At 67.3% G+C, this 23,279-nt stretch carries 23 protein-coding genes; 17 read left to right on the top strand and 6 right to left on the bottom strand.

The genetic code is table 11. From position 1 onward, the window contains the following. The first annotated feature begins 109 nt into the window (after nt 1-109). From L593_RS00810 to L593_RS00770, 9 genes are all read left to right on the top strand, one after another. Nucleotides 110-1,570, top strand: a complete 1,461-nt coding sequence (locus tag L593_RS00810) for a S8 family serine peptidase (RefSeq protein WP_020445011.1) — start codon at nt 110-112, stop codon at nt 1,568-1,570. A gap of 174 nt (nt 1,571-1,744) precedes the next feature. Further along, a complete protein-coding gene (locus L593_RS00805) occupies nt 1,745-2,962 on the top strand; it encodes a LeuA family protein (protein ID WP_081638614.1) in 1,218 nt (405 codons plus the stop codon). 455 nt (nt 2,963-3,417) lie between these two features. Further along, nucleotides 3,418-5,307: a biosynthetic-type acetolactate synthase large subunit gene (gene ilvB, locus L593_RS00800; protein WP_020445009.1), complete on the top strand. Its 1,890-nt coding sequence runs from the start codon at nt 3,418-3,420 to the stop codon at nt 5,305-5,307. 11 nt (nt 5,308-5,318) lie between these two features. Continuing rightward, on the top strand, nt 5,319-5,978 hold the full coding sequence (ilvN, locus tag L593_RS00795) for an acetolactate synthase small subunit (protein WP_020445008.1): 660 nt from the start codon (nt 5,319-5,321) through the stop codon (nt 5,976-5,978). A gap of 52 nt (nt 5,979-6,030) precedes the next feature. After that, nucleotides 6,031-7,074 (top strand): ketol-acid reductoisomerase, encoded by a 1,044-nt coding sequence (gene ilvC / locus L593_RS00790; protein WP_020445007.1) that lies wholly within the window; start codon nt 6,031-6,033, stop codon nt 7,072-7,074. 27 nt (nt 7,075-7,101) lie between these two features. Further along, nucleotides 7,102-7,476, top strand: a complete 375-nt coding sequence (locus L593_RS00785) for a hypothetical protein (RefSeq protein ID WP_049893737.1) — start codon at nt 7,102-7,104, stop codon at nt 7,474-7,476. Continuing rightward, on the top strand, nt 7,469-8,890 hold the full coding sequence (gene leuC / locus L593_RS00780; protein WP_020445005.1) for a 3-isopropylmalate dehydratase large subunit: 1,422 nt from the start codon (nt 7,469-7,471) through the stop codon (nt 8,888-8,890). The genes L593_RS00785 and leuC overlap by 8 nt, the downstream gene beginning before the upstream one ends. Beyond that, a complete protein-coding gene (leuD, locus tag L593_RS00775) occupies nt 8,887-9,531 on the top strand; it encodes a 3-isopropylmalate dehydratase small subunit (RefSeq protein WP_020445004.1) in 645 nt (214 codons plus the stop codon). The genes leuC and leuD overlap by 4 nt, the downstream gene beginning before the upstream one ends. Nucleotides 9,532-9,667: 136 nt before the next feature. After that, on the top strand, nt 9,668-10,117 hold the full coding sequence (locus L593_RS00770) for a universal stress protein (protein ID WP_020445003.1): 450 nt from the start codon (nt 9,668-9,670) through the stop codon (nt 10,115-10,117). Nucleotides 10,118-10,169: 52 nt separating this feature from the next. On the opposite strand, the gene L593_RS00765 is transcribed toward L593_RS00770, so the two are convergent. Then, nucleotides 10,170-11,693: a DUF4038 domain-containing protein gene (locus tag L593_RS00765; protein ID WP_020445002.1), complete on the bottom strand. Its 1,524-nt coding sequence runs from the start codon at nt 11,691-11,693 to the stop codon at nt 10,170-10,172. A 176-nt stretch (nt 11,694-11,869) separates the two neighbouring features. Here L593_RS00765 and L593_RS00760 point away from each other — a divergent pair, with 176 nt between their 5' ends. Next, nucleotides 11,870-12,850 carry an isocitrate/isopropylmalate dehydrogenase family protein gene (locus L593_RS00760; RefSeq protein WP_020445001.1) on the top strand — a complete coding sequence of 327 codons (981 nt, stop codon included), beginning with the start codon at nt 11,870-11,872 and terminating at the stop codon, nt 12,848-12,850. 139 nt (nt 12,851-12,989) lie between these two features. On the opposite strand, the gene L593_RS00755 is transcribed toward L593_RS00760, so the two are convergent. The 5 genes from L593_RS00755 to L593_RS00735 form a co-directional block, all read right to left on the bottom strand. Beyond that, nucleotides 12,990-13,805 (bottom strand): class I fructose-bisphosphate aldolase, encoded by an 816-nt coding sequence (locus tag L593_RS00755; RefSeq protein WP_020445000.1) that lies wholly within the window; start codon nt 13,803-13,805, stop codon nt 12,990-12,992. Between the two features lie 181 nt (nt 13,806-13,986). After that, nucleotides 13,987-14,538, bottom strand: coding sequence for a DUF5799 family protein (locus L593_RS00750; protein WP_020444999.1), 552 nt, complete (start codon nt 14,536-14,538; stop codon nt 13,987-13,989). Nucleotides 14,539-14,564: 26 nt separating this feature from the next. Beyond that, entirely contained in the window at nt 14,565-16,340 is a 1,776-nt protein-coding gene (locus L593_RS00745) for a histidine kinase N-terminal 7TM domain-containing protein (RefSeq protein WP_144060678.1), read from the bottom strand. Nucleotides 16,341-16,585: 245 nt separating this feature from the next. Then, the gene (locus L593_RS00740) at nt 16,586-16,966 is read right to left on the bottom strand and encodes an OsmC family protein (protein ID WP_020444997.1); all 381 of its coding nucleotides are present in this window, start codon (nt 16,964-16,966) and stop codon (nt 16,586-16,588) included. Between the two features lie 125 nt (nt 16,967-17,091). Then, a complete protein-coding gene (locus L593_RS00735) occupies nt 17,092-17,412 on the bottom strand; it encodes an uS10/mL48 family ribosomal protein (RefSeq protein WP_020444996.1) in 321 nt (106 codons plus the stop codon). A 145-nt stretch (nt 17,413-17,557) separates the two neighbouring features. On the opposite strand from L593_RS00735, the gene L593_RS15810 reads away from it, so the two are divergent. The 7 genes from L593_RS15810 (at nt 17,558) to L593_RS00700 (ending at nt 23,259) form a co-directional block, all read left to right on the top strand. Continuing rightward, on the top strand, nt 17,558-18,553 hold the full coding sequence (locus L593_RS15810) for a hypothetical protein (protein ID WP_020444995.1): 996 nt from the start codon (nt 17,558-17,560) through the stop codon (nt 18,551-18,553). A 135-nt stretch (nt 18,554-18,688) separates the two neighbouring features. Then, nucleotides 18,689-19,924 carry a bifunctional phosphopantothenoylcysteine decarboxylase/phosphopantothenate--cysteine ligase CoaBC gene (coaBC, locus tag L593_RS00725; protein WP_020444994.1) on the top strand — a complete coding sequence of 412 codons (1,236 nt, stop codon included), beginning with the start codon at nt 18,689-18,691 and terminating at the stop codon, nt 19,922-19,924. Between the two features lie 178 nt (nt 19,925-20,102). Then, nucleotides 20,103-21,341: a monovalent cation/H+ antiporter subunit E gene (locus L593_RS00720; protein WP_020444993.1), complete on the top strand. Its 1,239-nt coding sequence runs from the start codon at nt 20,103-20,105 to the stop codon at nt 21,339-21,341. Nucleotides 21,342-21,439: 98 nt separating this feature from the next. Next, on the top strand, nt 21,440-21,664 hold the full coding sequence (locus tag L593_RS00715; protein WP_081638726.1) for a monovalent cation/H+ antiporter complex subunit F: 225 nt from the start codon (nt 21,440-21,442) through the stop codon (nt 21,662-21,664). Next, nucleotides 21,664-22,047: a monovalent cation/H(+) antiporter subunit G gene (mnhG, locus tag L593_RS00710; protein WP_020444991.1), complete on the top strand. Its 384-nt coding sequence runs from the start codon at nt 21,664-21,666 to the stop codon at nt 22,045-22,047. Before L593_RS00715 ends, mnhG begins: the two co-directional genes overlap by 1 nt. Then, the gene (locus L593_RS00705; RefSeq protein ID WP_020444990.1) at nt 22,044-22,592 is read left to right on the top strand and encodes a DUF4040 domain-containing protein; all 549 of its coding nucleotides are present in this window, start codon (nt 22,044-22,046) and stop codon (nt 22,590-22,592) included. The genes mnhG and L593_RS00705 overlap by 4 nt, the downstream gene beginning before the upstream one ends. Beyond that, nucleotides 22,585-23,259, top strand: coding sequence for an MnhB domain-containing protein (locus L593_RS00700; protein ID WP_255347055.1), 675 nt, complete (start codon nt 22,585-22,587; stop codon nt 23,257-23,259). The genes L593_RS00705 and L593_RS00700 overlap by 8 nt, the downstream gene beginning before the upstream one ends. The last annotated feature ends 20 nt before the right edge of the window (nt 23,260-23,279 follow it).

The raw sequence follows: 23,279 nt of genomic DNA, 5'->3' as shown, positions 1-23,279 counted from the left end.
AGTAGCACCGTCTTATTTCGGAATCGTTTCGATCTCTCGGCGAAACTATAACGGTCATTTATGTATGTTATGGCCGATTGCCAGCGTAGTCCCTCGTGGACTGGTCCACATGGTATCCAGACGAACGCTACTCGAACTCGGTGGCAGCGCAATCGGACTATCCTTCCTCGGCACGGTGACGGCGTCGGCTGGAGACGCCCAGTACCTCGTCAGAGGATCGGGAGGCGTCGCACGGCGGGTCGAATCTTCGGGATTCGACATCAGGTACGAACTCGCTGACGGCGCGGTGCTGGTCGTCGTCGGTCCGGAGGATGCCGAGAGCGAGCTCCGGAGCGTCGCCGGCGTCGTCGACGCCGTTCGGGACGCGTCGTTCGAGGTGGAACTGCCGGGTCCGGTCGAGTCCGTCGGTGCGAGCGTGGACGGGCACGAATCCCTCGACGGTATCCTCACAGAGAATCAGTGGGACAAGCACAGGACGAACGTCGCGGCCGCGCACGAGCTGGCGACGGGCGAGGGCACGACGATCGCGGTCCTCGACACCGGCGTCGATCACGAGCACCCCGATCTGGCCGCGAACGTCGACGAGTCGGCCAGCCGTCTCTTCGCCAGCCTGGACTCGCTCCAGGACAATCCGTGGGACGTCAACGGCCACGGCACGCACGTGGCCGGGATCGCCGCCGCGAACGGCAGCGTCGGGGTCACCGGCACCGCCCCCGACGCCGACGTTGTGTCCCTGCGCGTGTTCTACCTGGTCGAGACCGACGACGGACCCGTCCTCACGACGACGACCGGGGACATCCTCGCGGCGATCGACTACGCGGCCTCGATCGGGGCCGACGCCGCGAACCTGAGCATCGGAACGCCGCCGATCCCGCCGTCGGGCAATTCGGAGGGGTACAGACCGATGTACCAGACGGTGATCCAGCACGCGACGCGGGCGGGAACGCTCGTCGTCGTCAGTGCCGGGAACGCGTCCGCGAACCTCCAGCAGGGCGGCTACTTCACCGTTCCCAACAGCGTCGCGAGCGCGATGAGCATCAGCGCGACCGGACCCGCCGACGGCCTGAGCTATTACTCCAACTACGGGACCAACGAGATCGACGTCGGGGCGCCGGGCGGACTTTACAGCTCGCTCGCGACGTCGTTCTGTGCGATTCAGGAGTGGCTCGCGGCTGCGGAGGAGGGCGAGGAACCCCCGTCGTTGATATCGAACGACCCGCGCGAGGCGGGCGAGACCGGGACCCTCTGGCTGGACGAGGACGGCGTCCCGACGAGCGATCCCGACGCAATCGCGTCGACGACGGAGTGCCCGATTCCGGAGTGGCCGTACCCGTTCAACTTCGTCTTCTCCACGCTCCCGGGGGGCGAGTGGGGGTGGATCGCCGGTACCTCGATGGCTGCGCCGCAGGTCACCGGTGCCGCCGCCGTGCTCCGGGACGCGAATCCGGGAGCGAGTCCGGCACAGTTGGAGCAAGCGATCGAGCAATCTGCCGACGGCACGGACGGCAAGAACGATCCCAGCCTGGGGGCCGGCCGTCTCGACGTCGCTGGCGCGTTGGAGAAGCTCTGAGACCCGGGATGTAGCCGGCCAGGTCCCCAGACGCGTCGGCCCTCCTGCAGCGGTGATTTTCCAGCAGCGGGAGTCCGCCACCGGTGTATTCGTGCCACGTGTTCGCACGAAACCGCCGGACGACAGGGACAGACTTATGTAGGCACATTCGTTCTGCTTTGAACACAATGTCGCATTCCGACGACTCGTCTGGCACCAGCCAGGCGGATCGAGTTCTTCCAGGGCACACTGGATTCAACTGACGAGATCGAGACGGCGCGCGTTTTCGACACGACGCTCAGAGACGGGGAACAGTCGCCTCGCACGTCCTTCTCCTACGAGGACAAACGCGAGATAGCGGCGATCCTCGACGAGATGGGCACCCACGTCATCGAGGCAGGGTTCCCGGTGAACTCGGACGCCGAGTTCGAGGCAGTCCGAGACATCGCGAAGAGCACCAGCTCCGACGTGTGTGGGCTGGCGCGAGTCGTGGACAAGGACATCGAAGCCGCCCTCGATTCGGGCGCGGAGATGGTCCACGTCTTCGTCTCGACGAGCGACGTCCAGATCGAGGACTCCATGCACGCGACCCGCGAGGAGGTCCGCCAGAACGCGGTCGACGCCGTCGAGCGGGTCACCGAAGCGGGCGCGACCTGCATGTTCTCGCCCATGGACGCCACGCGCACGGACGAAGGATTCCTACTGGACGTGATCGAGGCCGTCTCCGAGGCGGGGACGGACTGGATCAACATCCCGGACACCTGCGGCGTCGCCGCGCCGCGGCGGTTCTACGACCTGATCGACACGGTCACGGACCACACCGACGCGCGGATCGACGTCCACACCCACGACGACTTCGGGATGGCGACGGCCAACGCCATCGCGGGCATCGAGGCCGGCGCCGACCAGGCCCAGGTCTCGGTCAACTCCATCGGCGAGCGGGCCGGCAACGCCGCCTACGAAGAGTTCGTGATGGCCGTCGAGTCCGTGTTCCAGGCCGACACCGGCATCGACACGACGCGGATCACGGAGCTGTCACGCGTCGTCGAGGAGAAGTCCGGTATCGAGACGCCGGGCAACAAGCCGGTCGTCGGGGCCAACGCCTTCTCCCACGAGAGCGGCATCCACGCCGCGGGCGTGATCGAGAACTCCGACACCTTCGAGCCCGGCGTCATGACCCCCGAGATGGTCGGTGCCCAGCGCGAACTGGTCCTGGGCAAGCACACCGGGACCCACGGCGTCCGCGAGCGCCTGGTCGACGCTGGCTTCGCCCCCTCCGACGAGGAGGTCCGGGCGGTCACCCGGCGGGTCAAGGACTACGGCGCCGAGGGCGACCGCGTCACCGAGGCGGAGCTGGAGCGCTTCGCCCGCGAGGTCGGGGTATCCCTCGAGGAAGAGGAGGTCCGGGCGTAGGTGATTCCCATGTCCCGGGCCGCACACCACACCTCCAGCAGCGACCAGCGGATTTCCAGCGACTGGTGGATTTCGAGCACCGATGCTCCAGACCGACGGCGAGTCGCCGACGACCCCCCACAGGGGCGGGAATCCGTCACCGTTGCTCCGAAACAAACAAATACACCGAGGTCGCAGGAGAGAACGAGCAATGAACCGACGCGCTCGCTCCCGGTCCGCACGTCCGGCGAGCAGCGACGTCGTAGCGATTATCGTAGGGGCTCCCTAGCCCCTGCACCTACCCCTTCCTCGAGTTGCCGTCCAGCTTTCGACCACCAGCGGTTCCGTTCAGCAATGACCCGACACGCCAGTCCACACCGACGATCACTCCGCCCGTATCGCCCGCCGATCAGCAAACGAGGGTGTCGCCAGCACGCGAAGGCGCCCTCCTCGACGACGCCGACAGGTGAGCATCGATGACCGACGACGAATCCGACACCGAACCGAGCGACGCCTCGACGGACGCCGTTCCCGACGGTGGAAAGGCGACCGCCGGTCCGACCGGGACGACCGCACCTGGCTCCGCGGCCGAGCGTGGCGCCGGTACCGAGGGCACCGACCCCGACGTCGGTGACGACGACCAATCGACGGCCGACGCCGACGCGGGCCAGCGCCAGGTCACCTCCGGAGCACAGTCGGTCGTCCGCGCGCTCGAGAACTCCGGCATCGAGTACCTCTTCGGGGTCCAGGGCGGCGCGATCATGCCCGTCTACGACGCGCTCTACGACTCCGAGGCGCTGACCCACGTCACGATGGCCCACGAGCAGGGCGCCTCCCACGCCGCAGACGCCTATGGCATCGTCTCCGGCGAGCCAGGCGTCTGCCTGGCCACGTCGGGTCCCGGTGCGACGAACCTTGTGACCGGCATCGCCGACGCCGACATGGACTCCGACCCGATGATCGCGTTGACCGGTCAGGTCCCCACGGACTTCGTCGGCAACGACGCGTTCCAGGAGACCGACACCACCGGCGTCACCGATCCGATCACGAAGCACAACATCTTCGCGACGGACGCCGACACGGTCGGCGACGACGTCGGCACGGCGCTGGAACTCTCGCGCACGGGCCGCCCTGGGCCGACCCTGGTCGACCTGCCCAAGGACGTGACCAACGCCGAGACCGACCGGGAGCCGGGCGCACCACAGACGCCCGAGACTTACACGGTCCAGGAAACCGCCGAGCGCGCGAACGTCGTCGATGCCGCGCGGGCCATCGAGGACGCCGAGCGCCCCGCGATCCTGGCCGGCGGTGGGATCGTCAAGGGCGACGCCAGCGACGAACTGTACGAGTTCGCGACCGAGTACGAGATTCCGGTCGTGACGACGATGCCCGGACTGGGCGCGTTCCCCGAGGACCACGAGCTATCGATGGAGATGGCCGGCATGCACGGCACCGGATTCGCCAACATGGCCATCACCCACACCGACCTCCTGATCGGGATCGGCACGCGCTTCGACGACCGCCTGACCGGCGGCATCGAGACGTTCGCGCCCGACGCGGAGGTCGTCCACGTGGACATCGATCCGGCGGAGATCAGCAAGAACATCCACGCGGACTACCCCCTGATCGGCGACGCTGCAACGGTGATCGAGCAGCTTCACGACGAGGTCGAAGCTGCGCCGGAGGCAGACGAGTGGCGCGAGCAGTGCCGGACCTGGAAGAAGGAGTATCCGATGGACTACCCGATCCCGGAGGATCGGCCGCTCCAGCCGGAGTTCGTCGTCGAGGCGCTGGACGAGGCGACCGGCGACGACGCGATCGTCACGACCGGCGTCGGCCAACACCAGATGTGGGCCTGCCAGTACTGGGAGTTCACCGAGCCCCGCACCTGGGTTTCCAGCCACGGGCTGGGCACGATGGGCTACGGCATGCCCGCGGCGATCGGCGCGCGGTTGGCTGCTGACGACGACCAGGACGTCGTCTGTTTCGAGGGCGACGGCTCCTTCCTGATGACGATGCAGGAGCTGTCAGTCGCCGTCCGCGAGGACCTCGACGTCACCGTCGCGGTGCTCAACAACGAGTACGTCGGCATGGTTCGCCAGTGGCAGGACGCCTTCTTCGAGGGTCGCCACGCGGCCTCGGAGTACGGCTGGTGTCCCGAGTTCGACAAGCTGGCGGAGGCCTTCGGCGCCCGCGGCTGGGCGGTCGACGACTACGACGAGGTCGCCGACGCCGTCGAGGCCGCGGTCGACTACGACGGTCCGAGCGTGATCGACTTCCGGATCGACCCGCAGGCGAACGTCTATCCGATGGTCCCCAGCGGCGGGGACAACGGGAAGTTCGCGCTGTCGGAGGGCCAGCTCTGAGGTGATCAAGTATGAGTGATTCACCACAACAACCGGACGTCGACTCGAAGGCGCTGGATGGACCCCACCCCGAGGAGCGACCGGAGCCCACTGGCAAGCGCAACGCCCAGGGCATCCGGATCGACCCCGAGGCAGAAGCCGAGCCCGAGCCCGAAGTCGCGACGCTCTCGGTGCTCGTGCTCCACGAGCCCGGGGTCCTGGCGCAGATCTCCTCGCTGTTCAGCCGACGGCAGTTCAACATCGAGAGCCTGACCGTCGGGCCGACGGAGAACCCCGACCGAGCGCGGATCACGCTCGTCATCGAGGAGACGCGACCGGGCATCGAGCAGGCGAAGAAGCAGCTCGCGAAGCTCGTGCCCGTCGCGTCGGTTCGCGAACTCGAGCGGGACGCGACGCTCCGCGAACTCGCGCTCATCAAGGTCTCCAGCGACCACCCGGACAAGGTGCAGTCGATGGCGGAGATGTACGGCGGGCAGGCCGTCGACGCGGGCGCGGAGACGATCACGGTCGAGATCACCGGCCAGCGGCCCCAGATCGAGAACGCCGTCGAGGCATTCGAGCGCTTCGGCGTCCGCGAGGTCACCCGGACCGGAACCGCGGCGCTGGCGCGCGGCACTACCGAAACAGCGGCTCACGACCACCCGGCGAACGCGCCGATGAACGACGACTAGATCGACACGACAATCGCCACATCCATACACCAACCCACATATCACAGCTACAATGGCAGACGAATTCACCACGACGGTATACTACGACGACGACGCGGACAGTGCACATCTCGACGACAAGACCGTAGCCGTCCTCGGCTTCGGTAGCCAGGGACACGCCCACGCGCTCAACCTCCACGAGTCCGGCCACGACGTGGTCGTCGGGCTCCGCGAGTCCTCGAGCTCCTGGGACGAGGCCGAATCCGCCGGCCTGAGCGTCGCGACGCCGGCTGACGCCGCTGCGCAGGCGGACGTCGTCTCCGTGCTCGTCCCGGACACGGTCCAGCCCGACGTCTACGAGAACGCCATCGAGCCGAACCTCGACGCCGGCGACACGCTCCAGTTCGCTCACGGCTTCAACGTCCACTACAACCAGATCGAGCCGCCGGAGGACGTCGACGTGACCATGGTCGCCCCGAAGAGCCCGGGCCACCTCGTCCGCCGGAACTACGAGCGCGACCAGGGCACGCCCGCCCTGCTCGCGGTCTACCAGGACGCAACCGGCGAGGCCGTCGACGAGGGACTGGCGTACGCCCAGGGCATCGGCTGTGCCCGCGCGGGCGTCATCGAGACCAGCTTCCAGGAGGAGGTCGAGTCCGACCTCTTCGGCGAGCAGGCCGTCCTCTGTGGTGGCGTGACCTCGCTGGTCAAGCACGGCTACGAGACGCTCGTCGAGAACGGCTACTCCCCGGAGATCGCCTACTTCGAGTGCCTGAACGAGCTGAAGCTCATCGTCGACCTGATGTACGAAGGTGGGCACGCCGAGATGTGGAACTCCGTCTCCGACACCGCGGAGTACGGCGGCCTCGTCAAAGGCGACGAGATCGTCGACGACCACGTTCGCGAGAACATGGAGGAGACGCTCGAGGCAGTCCAGGACGGTACCTTCGCCCGCGAGTGGATCGCGGAGAACCAGGCCGGCCGACCCAGCTACACCCAGCTGCGCGACGCCGAGATGAATCACGACATCGAGGACGTCGGCGAGCGCCTGCGCGCCCTCTTCGCCTGGGCCGACGAGAACGAACAGGAAGCCGCCGAGGCACCCGCAGACGACTGATACCCAGCTACCGACACAATCCCACCGATGACACCCGATACACCGACCGAGAAACGCACGACAGAATCCGACAGCAGCACAGACAGCGCCAACCGATCCATGGGGGGCGTCGACCACACCCACCCGGATCGGAACACCACTTTCGGCTCCATCTTCGGCCGCGGCCCCAGCGTCGCTGCGGACGGGGGTGAGCCGGCCTCTGGACGGCGATCCTCGTCGGATCGCAGATCCGACGGTGGAAAGCCCGCGACCGCCCCCGATCCCGAGGAGGACGAGATCATGGAGGACGTCGACCACGAGGCACCGAGCGAGACCGGTGCGAACGCGACCTTCGAGCGCGGCGCGGAGCACGCCGGCACGACGGAATCCGACGCCGTAGCTGACGAGGCAACGGATGAGTGAGGGCACGCTCTACGACAAGGTCTGGGACCAGCACAAGGTCACCACGCTGCCGAACGGGCAGGACCAGCTGTTCGTCGGGCTGCACCTCATCCACGAGGTCACGAGCCCGCAGGCCTTCGGGATGCTCCAGGAGCGCGGCCTCGAGGTCGCGCGGCCGGACCTGACCCACGCGACCGTCGACCACATCGTGCCGACGGCCGACCAGTCACGTCCCTACAAGGAGGACGCCGCGGAGCGGATGATGGCCGAACTCGAGGAGAACGTCCGCGAGGCCGGCATCGAATTCTCGGATCCCGACAGCGGCGACCAGGGGATCGTCCACGTCATCGGCCCGGAGCAGGGGATCACCCAGCCCGGCAAGACGATCGTCTGTGGCGACTCCCACACCTCGACTCACGGCGCGTTCGGCGCGCTGGCCTTCGGGATCGGCACCTCCCAGATCCGGGACGTGCTCGCGACCCAGACTATCGCGATGGAGAAACAGAAGGTCCGGAAGATCGAGGTCACCGGCGAACTCGAGGAGGGCGTCGAGGCCAAGGACATCATCCTCGAGATCATCCGCCGCCTCGGCACCGAGGGCGGCGTCGGCTACGTGTACGAGTACGCCGGCGAGACCATCGAGAACCTCGACATGGAAGGCCGGATGTCGATCTGCAACATGACGATCGAGGGTGGCGCCCGGGCGGGCTACCTCAACCCGGACGAGACCACCTACGAGTGGCTGCAGGACACCGACTACTTCCAGGAGCACCCCGAGCAGTACGACGAACTGAAGCCCTACTGGGAGTCGATCCGCTCGGACGTTGACGCCGAGTACGACGACGTCGTCGAGATCGACGCAAGCGAGCTGGACCCCGTCGTCACCTGGGGCACCACGCCCGGGCAGGGCATCGGCATCGACGATCCGATTCCCGCGCCGGAGGACCTCCCCGAAGCGAAGCAGGACACCGCCCGACGCGCCCAGGAGCACATGCGCGTCGAACCCGGCGAGACGATGAACGGATACGACATCGACGTGGCGTTCCTCGGCTCCTGTACGAACGCTCGCCTACCCGACCTGCGTCGCGCCGCGCGAATCGTCAAGAACCGCGAGGTCGACGAGGACGTGCGCGCCTTCGTCGTGCCCGGTAGCCAGCGCGTCCAGCGCGCCGCGGAGGAAGAGGGACTGAAGGACGTCTTCGAGGCCGCCGGCTTCGAGTGGCGCAACGCGGGCTGCTCGATGTGTCTCGGCATGAACGAGGACCAGCTCGAAGGCGACGAGGCCTGTGCCTCCTCCTCGAATCGGAACTTCGTCGGCCGCCAGGGCTCCAAGAACGGGCGGACCGTCCTGATGAACCCGCGAATGGTCGCCGCGGCGGCGATCAACGGGGAAGTCTCTGACGTCCGCGAGATGAAGGAGGTGCCCCTGGCATGAGCGCGAACGGCGACGGTCCCGACGAGAGCGGCCGCGACGCAACCGAGGACATCCCCTCGGTCGAGCACGTCTCCGGCTCTGGCGTCCCGATCCGGGGCAACGACGTCGATACCGACCAGATCATCCCGGCGCGGTTTATGAAGGTGGTCACCTTCGACGGGCTGGGCCAGTTCTCCTTTTTCGACCTGCGCTTCGACGACGATGACGAGCCAAAGGAACACCCGATGAACGAGGAGCGCTTCCAGGACGCCTCGATCATGGTCGTCAACGACAACTTCGGCTGTGGCTCCTCCCGCGAGCACGCCCCGCAGGCCCTGATGCGCTGGGGCATCGACGCGTTCATCGGCGAGAGTTTCGCGGAGATTTTCGCGGGCAACTGTCTCGCGCTGGGGCTGCCCACCGTCACCGCCGACGGCGAGACGATCGCCGACCTGCAGGACTGGGTCGAGGAGAACCCCGACGGCGACATCGACGTCGACGTCGCCGCCGAGACCGTCACCTACGGCGACACCACGGTGGACGTCGAGGTCGACGACGCCCAGCGCCAGGCCCTCGTGGAGGGCATCTGGGACACGACGGCGCTGATGAAGGCCAACCAGAATGCGATTCAGGAGACGGCCGACGCGCTGCCGTACCTCTGAATCGGCGATTCGAACGCCTACGCGCTGGGGATTCGCGTCCCCTGTTACTGGCGACGTGTCGATCCGTTCCTGGCGTCCTCTCACTCACCGAGAGTCACACCCACTCTTAATCGGAGGGCGCTCGTACCGTCAGGTGATGTACGACAGGATCCTCCTCGCGACCGACGGTACCGAGGCGTCGACCGACGCTGCCACACACGCGATCGACCTCGCAGCGGACACCGGCGCGACGTTGCACGTCCTCTACGTGGTCGACGAGACGGTCTACTCCGCCTACAGCGGCGACGAGTACGTCGACGAGGCCGAAGGCCCCGAACACGGCCTCGAGGAGGTCGGCGAGGAAGCGATCGAGGAGATCCGAGACCGAGCGGCGAGCGCGGGTGTCGAGGTCGAGAGCGCGATGCGGCACGGAACGCCGTCCCGGACGATCGTCGAGTACGCCGACGACGCCGACGTCGATCTGATCGTGCTTGGTACGAAGCACCGGCCCGCGGAGTACCGCGCGCTGCTCGGAAGCGTGACCGATCGCGTGCTCCGGCTGACCGCCCGGCCGGCGACCGTGATCAAGACGACCGTCGAGGAGTAGCCGTCGTCGATCGCGGCGCGCGTACCACTCGCCGATCTGGTCCGACCGGCACCTATCGAGTTCCGAGCAGCACCGCGTCCCCACCGAACGGCGGTGTCGCTACCTCGAGGTCGCCGGCCGCGTTCGTCGTAGCGGCGTCGGCCGTCTCGCCCGTGGCGGGATCGTACCAGCTAACGGCGTCGAGCGGCGGCGCGTCCTGGAGTTCGATGGCCCGGCCCTCGCCGAGGTAGACGAGCACCGCGTCCGGGGTCACCGCAGCCGCCTCGGTCTCGTCGGCGTCGGCGAGCAGGTCCGGCCGGGGCGAGAGCGACTCGGCAGCGCGTGCGGAGAGCACGTCAGCGATCCGGGCGTAGTCGTCACCGCTCGCCAGCGACAGCGCCTCGTCCCAGGGCTTCGGTTCGCCCCACAACTCGGCCGACTCGAAGGTGTCGCTCGCGCGGTGCCACGGCCAGACACCGTGCGCGCCGTAGGTCACGCCGGCGTTCGCGCCTGCGAGCACGCTGAGCCAGCCCGCAGCCCGGACGGTCTCGCGTTCCAGCACGGTTTCGTCGGCGTACGCCCGCATGTCGGCGTAGGCAGGCTCTCCGTTCAGGACCGGCCGGGCTGGGTGCAGTCCACGGTTCACCCGGGCCTGTCGCTTCGGGACGGTGAGGTCGTGCGTGTGACCCGACTGGTACATGTGGAAGTCGAGCCAGGCTTCGTCGTTGAGCGTTGTAGGCGTGTTCTGTCCGCCGGGCATATGGGCGGTCCGAAGCGGGTGCTGGCAGGCCTCGCCCAGTACTTCGCCGGCTGCACGGTAGATTGGCAAGGACGACTCGTCGACGTGAGAGTCACCGGAGACGAGCCATGCGGCCCCGTAGGCACCGTACCGTGCCCCGAGATACCGGCCGAGCGTACGGGCCTGTTCCGGGGAGTGCTCGTTGCGGCGTTCCTCCGGGATGCCCCAGTCGGGGTTCGCACCAGCGTAGTCGAACCAGAGGGCGACGAGTGCCGGAACGACGCCGCGTCCGTGGGCCATCGCGACCAGGTCGTCGAGGTGCTGGAAGTAGTCGTGGTTCGGCCGCGAAAGGTCCCAGTCCTCGAACGGAATCCGGTCGTGCGGGCGGGACCCGTCGTGCTGCCGGAGTGCGTTCACCTGGACGACGTTGTACCCCTGCTCGACGCGGTGATCGAGGTACTTCTCCCACTCGTCGGTCGTCGCGCGGGTGCTCGCGGTCCAGGCGGTGTCCGCCAGCCAGAAGAATGGCGTGCCGTCCGCGTGGCGGAGTGCGCGTTCGCCGGCGCGGAGGTAGCCGTGATCGTGGATCGGCGCTCCGACGTCGCCCGGTGTGGCGTCGAACGACCCCGTCGCTTCGAGCCCGGGGTCGTCGGTGATCGTCTCCCAGGTCCAGGTGCCCAGCTCCGGCGGTGCGAACCGGGCGCGGAAGACGTCGCCGCCGTCCCAGAAGCCCGGCACGGTGTGGGTCGCTCCCGATTCGTGCTCCAGTCGCAGGTCGAGGAGTTCCTCGCCGTACGGATTCGCAGGCGGATCCGTCGCCTCGAAGTCGAGTTCGACGGGATGCCAGGTGCTCGCCATGCGCCGTGCTTGCTGACCTGCCCGAAAAACCCGCTGGTCCCGGTGATCGGTGGGCTCGATGGCCCCGGCCGTTGCTCCACTTGCCGGGCCTGCCTCCCACGAGCGCCGACGGCCGTGCAGTATCGGCGTGTGGAAAAACCGAACCACTTTCCGTCCACCGCCATCTCCCCGTACGCATGACTCACGAAATCGCGGTGATTCCCGGCGACGGCATCGGGCAGGAAGTCACGCCCGCAGCCGTCGAGGTGCTCGAGGCGCTGCCCGTCGACTTCGACTTCGTCGAGGGCGAGGCCGGCGACGCCGTCGCGGCAGAGACTGGCGAGGCGCTCCCCGAGGAGACCCGCGAACTGGCCGCCGACGCGGACGCGACGCTGTTCGGCGCCGCGGGTGAGACCGCCGCGGACGTCATCCTGCCGCTCCGGTCGGTCGTCGGTTCCTTCGCGAACGTCCGCCCCGCACGCTCCTACCCCGGTCTGGAAGCACTCCAGCCCGACGCAGACATCGTGTTCATCCGGGAGAACACCGAGGGCGTCTACACCGGCATCGAGAGCGAGATCACCGACGGCGTCCGGACGCTCACACGCGTCGTGACGGAGGATGCCTCCCGCGATATCGCCGAGTACGGCTTCGAGTACGCTCGCCGGAACGACTTCGAGCACGTGACGATCGCACACAAGGCCAACGTGATGCGCCAGACGGACGGCCTCTTCCTCGAGGTGGCCGAGCAGGTCGGCGAGGAGTTCGGGATGGACTACGAAACGGCGCTGATGGACGCTCTCGCGATGCACCTCGTCCAGCGCCCGGAGGAGTACGGCGTCGTCATCTGCCCGAACCTCGCCGGCGACATGCTCTCCGACCTCTCGGCGGGGCTGGTCGGTGGGCTCGGACTGCTCCCGTCGGCGAACGTCGGCGAGGAGAACGCGCTGTTCGAGCCGGTCCACGGCTCTGCGCCGGACATCGCCGGGCAGGGCATCGCGAATCCCGCGGCGATGATCCTCTCGGCGGCGATGCTCCTCGAGCACTTCGAGTACGGCGACGAGGCGGCGAAGGTTCGCTCCGCGGTCGAGGACGTGCTGGCGGCGGGCCCGCGAACGCCCGACCTCGGTGGCGACGCGAACACGCAGGACGTGACGGCTGCCGTGATCGACCGGCTCTGAGGAATCGAACCCGCGTCACAGTGGGGGGTTACTCGATCGTCCCCGGCGCTAGATCGTCGCTCTGTCCACAATCGTCACTCTGTGGAAAATCGTCGCTCCGAGCGACGTCGTCGACCGCCGCCCAGCCGGCGCCCCGCGCTCAGTCGTCGCCCGATGCCGCTGCGGGCGCGAGCGACTCGGCCGCGACCGACGCCGACTCGTCCTCGTAGACGACCCGCTCGAGCGCGTCGAGCATCGCTTCCGGTTCCTCGCGTTGCCAGACGTTGCGACCGACCGCGAGGCCGCAGACGCCAGCGTCGATCGCACCCTCGACCGTCTCCAGGAACTCGACGTCGTTGGTCTTCGATCCGCCGCTCATCAGGACGTTCACGTCGGCTGCGGCGTCGACGGCGTGGGAGAGTGACTCCTCGCTGCTGGGGTACTTCACCTTCGTGAAGTCCGCGCCGAGTTCGAGGCCGATGCGAGCGGCGTAGGCGACCGTGTCCTCGGTTCGGGTTCGCTTGATCGGCTGCCCGCGGGCGTACGACCAGAGCGCGACCGGCAGGTCGTGCTCGCGCGCCGCCTCCTGGACCTCGCTGAACTCCGTCGTCATCCGGGGCTCGTGGTTGCTCCCGGGGTAGACGGTGTAGCCGATCGCTGCAGCACCGAGGTCTGCGGCGTAGTCGACCGAACAGGTCTGGGGCGAGTAGGGTTCGCCGCTCCAGAGGTTGCTCGTGCCGTTGCACTTCAACAGGACGTCGACCTCGGGGTAGGAGGGCAGGTACGTCTCCGCGAGGCCCTTCTGCACCGCGAGGCAGCCGACGGCGTCGTGGGTCGCCAACTCGAAGATCTGCTCGGGGTCGAGGCGCTCGGGGACTTCGGAGAACCCCGTGGGCCCGTGTTCGAGTCCGTGGTCGTGTGCCAGGACGATCGTCCGGCCGTCGCGGGTCAGGGAGGATGCCATGCCGGGACGCATGTAGTGGGCGATACAACTCTATTCGTTAAAGCAGTTGTGGATCGGGTTCTGTAATCGAGTTGTACGTGGTCACAGCCGACGTGCGGCTCCTCGAGCCCGATTCGATCCACGGGTGCCGTCTGCAGCAGCTGGCGCATTCGGATCCCTACTCGCAAAAACGGCTACTCGCGTCGGGAATCGGTTACTCCGGTTGCTCGTCGGCGCTGCCTACACCGCCTCCCGATTCCTCGGCGTGCTCGCCTCGCGACGCGTCGCCGGTCGCGGCAGCGACTTCGCAGGCGCGGGTCCACTTGCCGTGTTCTTCGAGGTGTTCCTGGAACCGCTGGGCGTACTCCTCGGCGAGTGCGGCGGCGGATTCGGCGCGGTGATCGGCCTCGTCGCCGCCACCGCCCAATCCGAGCGAGTCCTTGATCGATCCGAACAGTCCGCTCCCCGAACCGGCGCCGCCTTCGCGTCCGTCGGCGTTCGTCCCGCCACCCCCCGCGCCGGGGGCGCCGCCCATGCCCATCCCCTCCCGCATCGACTCGATCGCGGGGAGCACCTGATCGACCTTGCTCGTATCGGCGACGACGCGTGCCTGCTCGGGCGACTCGGGATCCTCGATCTCGAACTCCACGGCAGTCATGATCGTTCCCCACTCCTGGCTCGAGAACTCCGATGCGGCGACGCGCTCCGTGAACTCCCGGTCGACCGCCATCCGGTCGCCCACGAACTGGTCCGTCCAGGCTGTCATGGGCGTTGCTCGGGGTGGCAGTCGTTTCAGCGTTGCGCACCGTCGGGCGCCGAGGACTGCGGATCCGCCATCGCTGGACCGATCGGCGGGACGTCCGTGATTTCGAATCGGGCCCCACCGTCCGGTGCTTTGGTGGCCCGAACCGACCAGCCGTGGCCCTCGGCGATGCTCCGTACGATCGAGAGTCCGAGCCCCGTGCCCTGGCTACCAGTGGAGTGGCCTGGTTCGAAGATCTTGCTCCTGTCTGCCTCGGGGATCCCGACGCCGTCGTCTTCGACGAAGAAACCGCGTTCCTCGTCCGCGGGAGTTCGCACGTCGTCGCCGATCGGGCCGATCCTGACGGTGAGGGTGTCGCCCCCGGATCGATCGGGGACGGCGCCGTGCTCCACCGAATTCCGGTACAGGTTCTCGAGGAGCCGTTGCAGCCTGTCCTCGTCAGCGGGGATCGTGCGGTCCTCGGTGACGACGAGTTCCGCGTCCCCCGTGTCGACCTGGCTCCAGGCAGTCTCGGCGGCTGCCCGTAGCGAGACCGGGGACGTCTCCTCGACGCTGGTGCCTTCACGGGCCATCGTCAGCACGTCCTGAATGATCGCGTGCATCCGATCGTGGGCCTCCGCGACGGTCTCGAAGTGCTCGCCCTCGCCGGATTCACGTGCCAGATCGAGGTATCCCTCGGCCACACTCAGAGGGTTCCGGAGATCGTGTGAGACGACGCTGGCAAAACGCTCCAGTTGCTCGTTCTGGTGTTCGAGTTCGCGTCGGTTGACCTCGCGCTCGCTCACGTCGTGGAAGAGGAGTATCCGCCCGCGTGTGGTCCCTCGCTCGTCCTCGATCGGGGCCACCCGCACCTCGTAGTCCTTGATTTCGTCGCGTACGTGGATTCTGACGACCTGACGGGTCTGCATCGCGTCCTCGAACGTGTCGACCACGTTCGGGAACGCGCGGAACGCCGCGTCGAAGTCGGCGCCAAGCAGTTCGTCCTCGCTCTCACCGAGCAAGGTGATCCCGGCCTCGTTGAGGTCCGTGATCCGATCCTGCTCGTCGAGCACGACGACGGGGTCCGGGAGGGTGTCAACGACCTGCTCGCGGGCGATCGGCACCAGATCGATCAGCTGGTAGCGCCAGATACTCCAGGCAACGAGGCCTCCCAGGACGGCAAATCCGATCGGCTCGGCGTCGATCGATGCGTTTCCCCACAGCCTGACCACGTTGCCTGCGATCGCGATGAGCGCACCGAGCAGTACCGTCGCCGCTTGGCGTCGGTAGACGCCCGTGGAACGAATGATCTGAATCGAGACGAGAGCCAGGGCAGTCGCCAGGAGTGCGTAGGCGAATCCGACGTGTAGCCAGAACGCGATCCCAGTCGTCACATCGATCGTGTCGAGACTCTTGCTCGCGGGTTCGATCGTCTGGTAGACGAGGCCATGTAGGTCGGTCGTCGCGGTCAGCAGCGTGATCGCTACCGGCTCGATCGAGAGCAGTCCAACGATCCGCTTGTCCAGCAGCTCGTCGTTGCCGCTGATCTCTACCGCGACGCCCACGAAGCCGATCACGACGACGCCGGTCGCACCGAGCGTGACACTCTCGAGGGCGAGCGTCAAATCACGATTCGCGGAGAGCAACTCTAGTGAAGTACAGAGCGTCCAGACCGAGACACCCGCCATCAATGCCGTGAGCGAGCTCGCTCCGCGCACGTCGCGTCGACGCCACGCGTATCGCGCCACGAATCCGGTGAGTACGCCGACGCCGAACGTCGCGAATGCGTAGGAAAGCGTCGCGGCCGACGGATCCTCGACGAACACGAACGACTGGGCCAATGCAGTCTGCCGGTTTATTCTCTCTGGCGGTTTCGACGACCGACTCGCCAGGTAGATCCAGACTCGGCTTCGAGAACGTCCCCCTGGCCCAGTTCCTCGGGTAACCGGTCTCCGTCACCGCTCGAAGTCGGACCACTCGAATCCTGGCGAGGCCATCCGCAGTCCCGAGTTCGACGGTGCTTTCGGAGAATAGGGTATATCGGTAGTGACGCAGAGACGAAGCGACGTAGCTACAGGTCGACCTCGGCGTACAGGGACTCTTTCAGCGCGTCGTGAACCTTGCAAAGCTCGTTGGCTCGCTCGACGATCGCCGTTGCCGTGTCGTCGTCGAGGTCGGCGTCGACCTCCACGTCGAAGTGGATCGATTCGAGTTTGTCGTCGTCGTTGAGTTCCCCGGTCACGTCGATCGCGACCTCGCCGAGGTCGTCGGCGCCGCGCTGCTCGCTCGCCACGCGCAGGGCGGGGACGTAACAGGAGGCGTAGTCCGCGATGAGGACCTCGAGCGTGTCGGGTCCGGACTCGCCCGTGGCGTCGATCGTCAGTTCGAAGTCGCGGACGTGATTCTCGGAGCTGAATCCTTCTGTGGAGACGGTGTGGGCGGTTTTCGCCATTGCAAGTCGTTGTTAGTGCTGGCGGGACCGTAAGTGTAGGCGATGCTCGTACGGGGCAGCAGGATCTTCCGATGCGCCTGGCGAAGGAGGAACTGGCTGGAGAGAACCGCTGGATCGCCGTCCCGTCACCCGGACTGCTGGATCGATCGGACGTCCGCCTCGACGTGTACCTGATCGGGGAAGGAGCGCGTCGCGATCGAACTCGCGAGTTCGTCGTGGCCCACGATTTCGACTGTCCGGGTGTAGACCGTGTACGACCAGCTATCGAAGTGTCCGCCCCGTTCGAGGTCGTCGTACAACGGAACGGCGAGCGTCTCGGGCGGTGGCGTGTGGGGTCCCTTGAACTCCGCGCCCTTGCGTTCGACCGTCTCCTTGATGTCCGCGACGACGGAATCCAGGGCTCGCCGGTCGCCGCTTTCGAGTTCCAGTGTCGTCACGAACGTCATCGACTCAGTGGTCCGTCACACGGCGTCAAAAGGGCTGCTACTTCGGGCTGGAAAGCAGGATTCCTGTTCCGCGGGGGCGAGAAGCATTCTCCCCGTCCGTTCCGGCTGCGACACCGATTTGTGATCGTGGCCCGACGTGTCGGCTATGGGCTCGCCCACGGCACGGACCATCGAGCGCCACCTGCTCGCGCTCGACCACGACGCGTTCGTCGAGTTCGTGGCAGCGCTGTGGACGGGCAGCAACTGGTCTGTCGAGCGGGGGGGACCGGTGCTCGAGATCGGACGGCCGGGCGAGCAAAGACGGCTGCTGGTCTTGCCCCCGCGCCGAACGTTCCCCGGTGCGTGGAGTGCGCCTGCCGTCGAGGATGCAGACTCGATCGATGCGGTCGTCTCGCCGTATCGAACCGCAGAGCGGTCTCGACTGCCCCGAAACCTCCCCGTCGCAGATGTCGTCACCGCCGACGGCATCCGCGACCGACTCCTGTACGCCCTCGACGAGTCGACGCGGGATCGGCTGCTCGCGGATCACCTCGGGCTCGACGTCGAGGGATCGGATGCAACCGGTCTGCGGCCACTTCCGCCCGTCAGGATCCCCGATGCAGGGCGCGTGACGGCTGCCGGAGTCGGCGTCTTCCTCCTCCTGACAGGGATCGCAGTCCTCGTCGCCGCGACAGGCGTCTTCCCCGGGGGTTCGTCCACCACGACCGTCAACGCAAGCGGGCCGACCTCGGCCGGCGCCTACGCGTCGGCGGATTCCCCCGTCTACCAGTCCACCCCCACGTGTACCCGCAGTCCTCGAGAGGTCGTCGAGGTCACCACGGCGGCAGTCCGTGGGCCGAGACTCGGTGCGGGCCTGGTCGTCATGGGTCGGTTCTGGAACCCGACGCTCGTCGAGGGGGTGCCCACGGGCGTCTGGGACGAGATGATGCGGTCCGATGCGCGGATGGAGTACTACAACTCCAGTTCGGTCCGGTTCGACGACGCCGTCGTCCTCGGCGACGACGCGGTCGTTCGTGCGACTGCCGTGCTCTACGACGGCACCGAGCGGGTGTACGAGTTCTCGCTGAGCCGTCGCGATTCGTCGCCGCATGAGGGATGCTGGGTCATCGACGGCTTTGCCCCAGTCGAGGACCTCAATTGAGACGACGTTAGCTGTGATGACGTCGCCCGAAAGGACGTCAGGTGAGTGGACGTCGCCCGAGAGAACGTCGGCCGAAACGTGGATCCGGTGGACCGACGAAAGCAATAACCCTCGTGGCTCCGAACCGCTGGACAGATGCTCGAGGGAGTGAACGTTGCACTCGGCGTCACGGGCAGCATTGCCGCAGTTCGCACCGTGGAACTCGCCCACGAACTGCGCCGCCGCGGCGCCGAGGTACGGGCCGTCTGTACCCACGCGTCCACCGGCATCGTCAATCCGTGGGCGCTCGAGTTCGCGACAGGTCGCGATCCCGTCACGGAGATCACCGGTGCCGTCGAACACGTCGAACTCTGTGGCCGCGACGGCTGGGCCGACGTCCTGTTGATCGCACCGGCCACGGCCAACACGATTGGCAAGATGGCCGCCACGATCGACGATTCTCCTGTGACGACGTGTGCGACGACGGCCCTCGGGGCGGACGTTCCCGTGGTCGTCGCGCCCGCGATGCACGAGCCAATGTACGATCATCCCGGCGTCCCGCAGGCCATCGGCACCCTCGAATCCTGGGGCGTCGCGTTCGTCGATCCCAGAATCGAGGAGGGGAAGGCCAAGATCGCGACCGAGGACGCGATCGCGCTGGCGACGGCGCGGGCCGCGTTCACAGACGCCGACGAGGACACGCTCCGGGGCGAATCGATCGTCGTCACCGCCGGTGCCACAGCCGAACGAGTCGACCCGGTCCGGGTACTAACGAACCGTTCCTCGGGCAAGATGGGCCGCGCCGTCGCCCGCGCTTGCTACGTTCGTGGAGCGAACGTAACCGTCGTCCACGGCCCCGTCGGTCCACGACCGTTCTCCAACTCGGGGGCGAACCCGAAAGCGGACGATACGGGAGTCCCTTACGCGAGGCTGGTCGAGGTCGACGACTCCGAGGCGATGCTCGAGGCCCTCGAGGACGCCATCGCCGACGCCGACGCGCTCGTCGCGGCTGCCGCCGTCGGTGACTACACGACGCCAAAGCACGCCGACAAACTCCGGTCGGGCGAATCGCGGTCGCTCGACCTCGAACCGACGCCGAAGCTCATCGACGGCGCACGCGAGGCCGAGCCGTCCCTCCCGATCGTCGGCTTCAAGACCGAGACGAGCGGTGACGACGACGCCATGGTGGCTGCCGCGCGAGCGATCATGGAGCGCGCCGACCTCGACCTCGTCGTGGCCAACGACGCGAGCGTCATGGGAGCCGACGAGACGCGTGCGCTGTTCGTCGATTCGGTCGAAGACGTCGACGGCTCGCCCGTCTCGAGCGTGAGCGGCTCGAAGGCTGCTGTCGGCGAGCGAATCGCCGATCGGGTCGCTGCGTTGCTCGCCTAGCCTCTCGGTCACCGCTGGGGTCCGCGATCTCGTTCCCCAAGCGTCTAGCCTCGAACCGCCGTCACATGGGTGGACGTTCGTTCAATCGATTCTCCGCGAATCCGGAGACGGCCGGGGGAGAACGAAACGGTTTTCGGCGGATCACTTGAAGGGCGCACCAACGAGGCCAACGAGCCACATGTCCGAGCACTCCGGCGGCCGCGACCACGACGCCCCAGGAGCCGCTGTGGACGTGCTCGTCCCGGTCGCCCCGTCGGCGACGCTTCGGGAGACCGTCGAGTACGTCGTCGATTCGACCCTCGAGCGAGTGGAATCGGCAGCAGGGGGTTCGTCCAGCGACGAAGATTCCGGCCCACAGGCGGATTCACGGCCGTCGGACGCTCCCGACGCCGAGACGCCGCCAGCGCCGGCGTCTCCGCCGCCGGCCATTCACTTCGTCTACGTACACGCCCCCGACGAATTCGACCCCGACGACGAAACGCCAGCACTCGACGACGCCGACGAGTTGCTCGATCGGGTCCGGGTCTGGGCCGAAGAGGACGCCGGTGGAGAGGAGTACCTCGACGTTCACACTGGACACGTCGGCAGCGATCGATACCTGTTCAGCCCGGCCGACGTCGCTGCCGCACTCATCGACGCTGCGCGAGAGCGCGGCGTCGAGCGAATCGTCCTGGATCCGGAGTACGATCCGGGCGTCGGCGCGCCACTCTTGCGGCCGCTCACCTACGAACTCTCTCGGGACTCCACGTTGACGATCGAGGAGGCACCCGTCCAACAACAGGTCCGCCGTGCACCGCTCGTCGGTCGGTCGAGCGCCCGTCGGATCGGCACCCTCCTCGGGCTATCCTTTCTCTTCTACCAGGTACTCGCCGGCGCCTTCTCTGCGTTCGACCTCGTCACCGGCGGGATCACGGCAATCGTCGTCGCCGGATCGCTCTCCAGGATCTCCTTCGGGCGCGATCCCACGCTCACCGATACGCCACTCCGCGTCGCCCGGGGGATCCTCTACCTCCCCTACCTGTTCTGGGAGATCCTGGTCGCCAACGTCGCCGTCGCCGCGGTCATTCTCGATCCGCGCAGAGTCATCGATCCGCAGATGACCCGAATCCGCCCTGCTGTGTACGGTGCGCTCCCGATCACCTCGCTCGCGAACTCGATCACGCTCACGCCGGGAACGCTGACCGTCCGCGTGCAGGGCCGCGAACTGCTCGTGCACACGTTGATCCCCGGCGCTCGCGAGGACCTCTTCGACGGCTCGCTCGAGCGAGCGATCCGGTTCGTCTTCTACGGCCGTCGCGCGATGCGCATCGATAGCCTCCGGGATCGGGACGCTGCAGAGGTCGTCACGGGCCCAGCCCCCTCGACCGACGCCAGTCGCGTCGATGGCCAGGACGGTTCGGGAGGTGACCAGCAGTGATCCAGGGGGTCCGACCGGTCCTGCTACTCCTCCTCGACGGCGACCTCGACGCGTTCGTCTCGGACGTGTTCGTCGCGGCCGCTGCACTGTTCGTCGGGATGGCGATTTTGCTGCTCTACCGGGTGGTTCGCGGCGAGACCATGCAGGACCGGGTGCTCGCGGTGAACGTCATCGGAACGAGCACGGTGGTCGTGCTCGCGCTGCTCTCCGTCGGCCTCGACGAGGAGTCGCTGCTCGACATCGCACTCATCTACGCGCTGTTGAACTTCCTGACGGCGGTAGCCATCTCGAAGTTCACCGTCGATCGCGGGGGTGTCATCTGATGGAGGAACTCCGCGCCATCGCGATCGTCGCCCTGGTGCTCGTGGGCCTGTTCTTCACGGTCGTCTCCACCGTTGGCGTCCTACGATTGCCCGACGTCTACTCCCGTGCGCACACCGCCTCGCAGGCGGACACCCTGGGTGCTGGCTTCGCACTCGCCGGGGTCGCGCTCGCGATCGGCGTCGACGCGACGGCGATCAAGACCGTCCTCTTGCTGTTTTTCATCTTCGTGACCAACCCAACGGCGGCCCACGCGATCGCTCGTGCCGCCCACGAAGAGGGGATCGAGCCGTGGACGACGGGCGACGGTGCCGACGGTGCCACGGCCCCGCCGTCCACCGACGGCGATCGGTCGACGATCGAGGAAGGGGGTGACCGCGCGTGACGCCCGGTGCCCTCGAACTCGCACTGTTTGGATTCGTCCTCGGGACCGCGCTCGCGACGGCGGCGTTCAAGGACGTACTCGCGGCGATCATCGTCTTCGCCGCCTACAGTCTCGGGATGGCGATCTACTACGCCGTCCTGCTGGCGCCCGACGTGGCGATGACGGAAGCCGCGATCGGTGCGGGCGTGACGACGCTGCTCCTCCTGCTCACGATCGCGAAGACCGTCCGGCCAGGTCGCGAGAAACTCCTCGAAGAGGTCCACCTTCCGGGGCTGCTCATCGTCGGCACGTTCACGGGAGCGATCCTGGTGACCGTCACATCGTTCCCGGCGATCGGCGCCACCGACGCGCCGATCTGGTCGAACCCCGAGGTCTCCCAGTACTACCTCGAGGAGGCTTACCACGACACCGGCGTCGAGAACGTCGTGACGGCCGTCCTCGCGGGCTACCGGGGCTTCGACACATTCGGCGAGGCGGTCGTGGTCTTCGCCGCCGGCGTCGCGTCGCTGGTCGTACTTCACTCGGAGGTGTTCACTCGTGAGTAACGATCGTGGCGCAGACGGGAACGGGGCCGAGACCGGTGAGGCCAGTCAATCCTCGACGAATCGAGCCGCCGGGAGAGCGATGGGGGCCGACGACACGTACGTCGAGAGCCAGGTGATCATGACGACGGTGCGCGTCGTCGCGCCGTTCGCCTTCACCTACGGCCTGTTCCTGACCTTCCACGGCGGTGGCTCGCCCGGCGGCGGGTTCCAGGGCGGCGCCGTGATCGGCACGACCGTGTTGATGATCGCGTTCGCGTTCGGGATCGAACCGACCCGCGACTGGCTCTCGAATCGCGTGGTGGTCGGACTCGCCAGCGGCGGCGTGCTCGCCTTCGCACTGATCGGACTCGTTCCGCTCCTGGTCGATGGGCGCTTCCTCGAGCACGCCGTGTTCGACGAGGAGTTCGGCCTCTACCACGGGAAGAAGTACGCGCTCGAAGGCGTGGAGATCGTCGGCATCGCGCCGATCGTCGCGGCGATCGTGATCGGCCTGTTCTTCGCGATCGCCGCGGGATTCACGGGCGACGTCGACGCCTGGCATCCCGCGGGACCGGAGGGACCACCCGGCACCGAGACGACCCCTGGCGCGGGAGGCGGCGAGGCTGGTGCCACTGCCGCCGGGGACGGCTCCGATCGAGACGCGGCTACCGGAGGTGAGCAGTCGTGACGCTCGAGACGATTCCCCAC

This window comes from Salinarchaeum sp. Harcht-Bsk1 (assembly GCF_000403645.1).
Lineage (GTDB): Archaea > Halobacteriota > Halobacteria > Halobacteriales > Salinarchaeaceae > Salinarchaeum.
The sequence above is the reverse complement of the archived record's forward strand: the minus strand, read 5'-3'. Positions and strand labels throughout refer to the sequence as shown.

Bases quoted from the DNA above. Each gene is read 5' to 3' on its own strand.
- ilvC (WP_020445007.1), top strand. From the start codon at position 6,031: ATGGCAGACGAATTCACCACGACGGTATACTACGACGACGACGCGGAC.
- L593_RS00740 (WP_020444997.1), bottom strand. From the start codon at position 16,966: ATGGCGAAAACCGCCCACACCGTCTCCACAGAAGGATTCAGCTCCGAG.
- ilvN (WP_020445008.1), top strand. From the start codon at position 5,319: ATGAGTGATTCACCACAACAACCGGACGTCGACTCGAAGGCGCTGGAT.
- leuC (WP_020445005.1), top strand. From the start codon at position 7,469: ATGAGTGAGGGCACGCTCTACGACAAGGTCTGGGACCAGCACAAGGTC.
- L593_RS00765 (WP_020445002.1), bottom strand. From the start codon at position 11,693: ATGGCGAGCACCTGGCATCCCGTCGAACTCGACTTCGAGGCGACGGAT.
- L593_RS00750 (WP_020444999.1), bottom strand. From the start codon at position 14,538: ATGACAGCCTGGACGGACCAGTTCGTGGGCGACCGGATGGCGGTCGAC.
- mnhG (WP_020444991.1), top strand. From the start codon at position 21,664: ATGGAGGAACTCCGCGCCATCGCGATCGTCGCCCTGGTGCTCGTGGGC.
- L593_RS00755 (WP_020445000.1), bottom strand. From the start codon at position 13,805: ATGCGTCCCGGCATGGCATCCTCCCTGACCCGCGACGGCCGGACGATC.
- ilvB (WP_020445009.1), top strand. From the start codon at position 3,418: ATGACCGACGACGAATCCGACACCGAACCGAGCGACGCCTCGACGGAC.
- L593_RS00735 (WP_020444996.1), bottom strand. From the start codon at position 17,412: ATGACGTTCGTGACGACACTGGAACTCGAAAGCGGCGACCGGCGAGCC.
- L593_RS00720 (WP_020444993.1), top strand. From the start codon at position 20,103: ATGTCCGAGCACTCCGGCGGCCGCGACCACGACGCCCCAGGAGCCGCT.
- L593_RS00785 (WP_049893737.1), top strand. From the start codon at position 7,102: ATGACACCCGATACACCGACCGAGAAACGCACGACAGAATCCGACAGC.
- L593_RS15810 (WP_020444995.1), top strand. From the start codon at position 17,558: ATGGGCTCGCCCACGGCACGGACCATCGAGCGCCACCTGCTCGCGCTC.
- L593_RS00715 (WP_081638726.1), top strand. From the start codon at position 21,440: ATGGCGATTTTGCTGCTCTACCGGGTGGTTCGCGGCGAGACCATGCAG.
- L593_RS00810 (WP_020445011.1), top strand. From the start codon at position 110: ATGGTATCCAGACGAACGCTACTCGAACTCGGTGGCAGCGCAATCGGA.
- leuD (WP_020445004.1), top strand. From the start codon at position 8,887: ATGAGCGCGAACGGCGACGGTCCCGACGAGAGCGGCCGCGACGCAACC.
- coaBC (WP_020444994.1), top strand. From the start codon at position 18,689: ATGCTCGAGGGAGTGAACGTTGCACTCGGCGTCACGGGCAGCATTGCC.
- L593_RS00760 (WP_020445001.1), top strand. From the start codon at position 11,870: ATGACTCACGAAATCGCGGTGATTCCCGGCGACGGCATCGGGCAGGAA.
- L593_RS00770 (WP_020445003.1), top strand. From the start codon at position 9,668: ATGTACGACAGGATCCTCCTCGCGACCGACGGTACCGAGGCGTCGACC.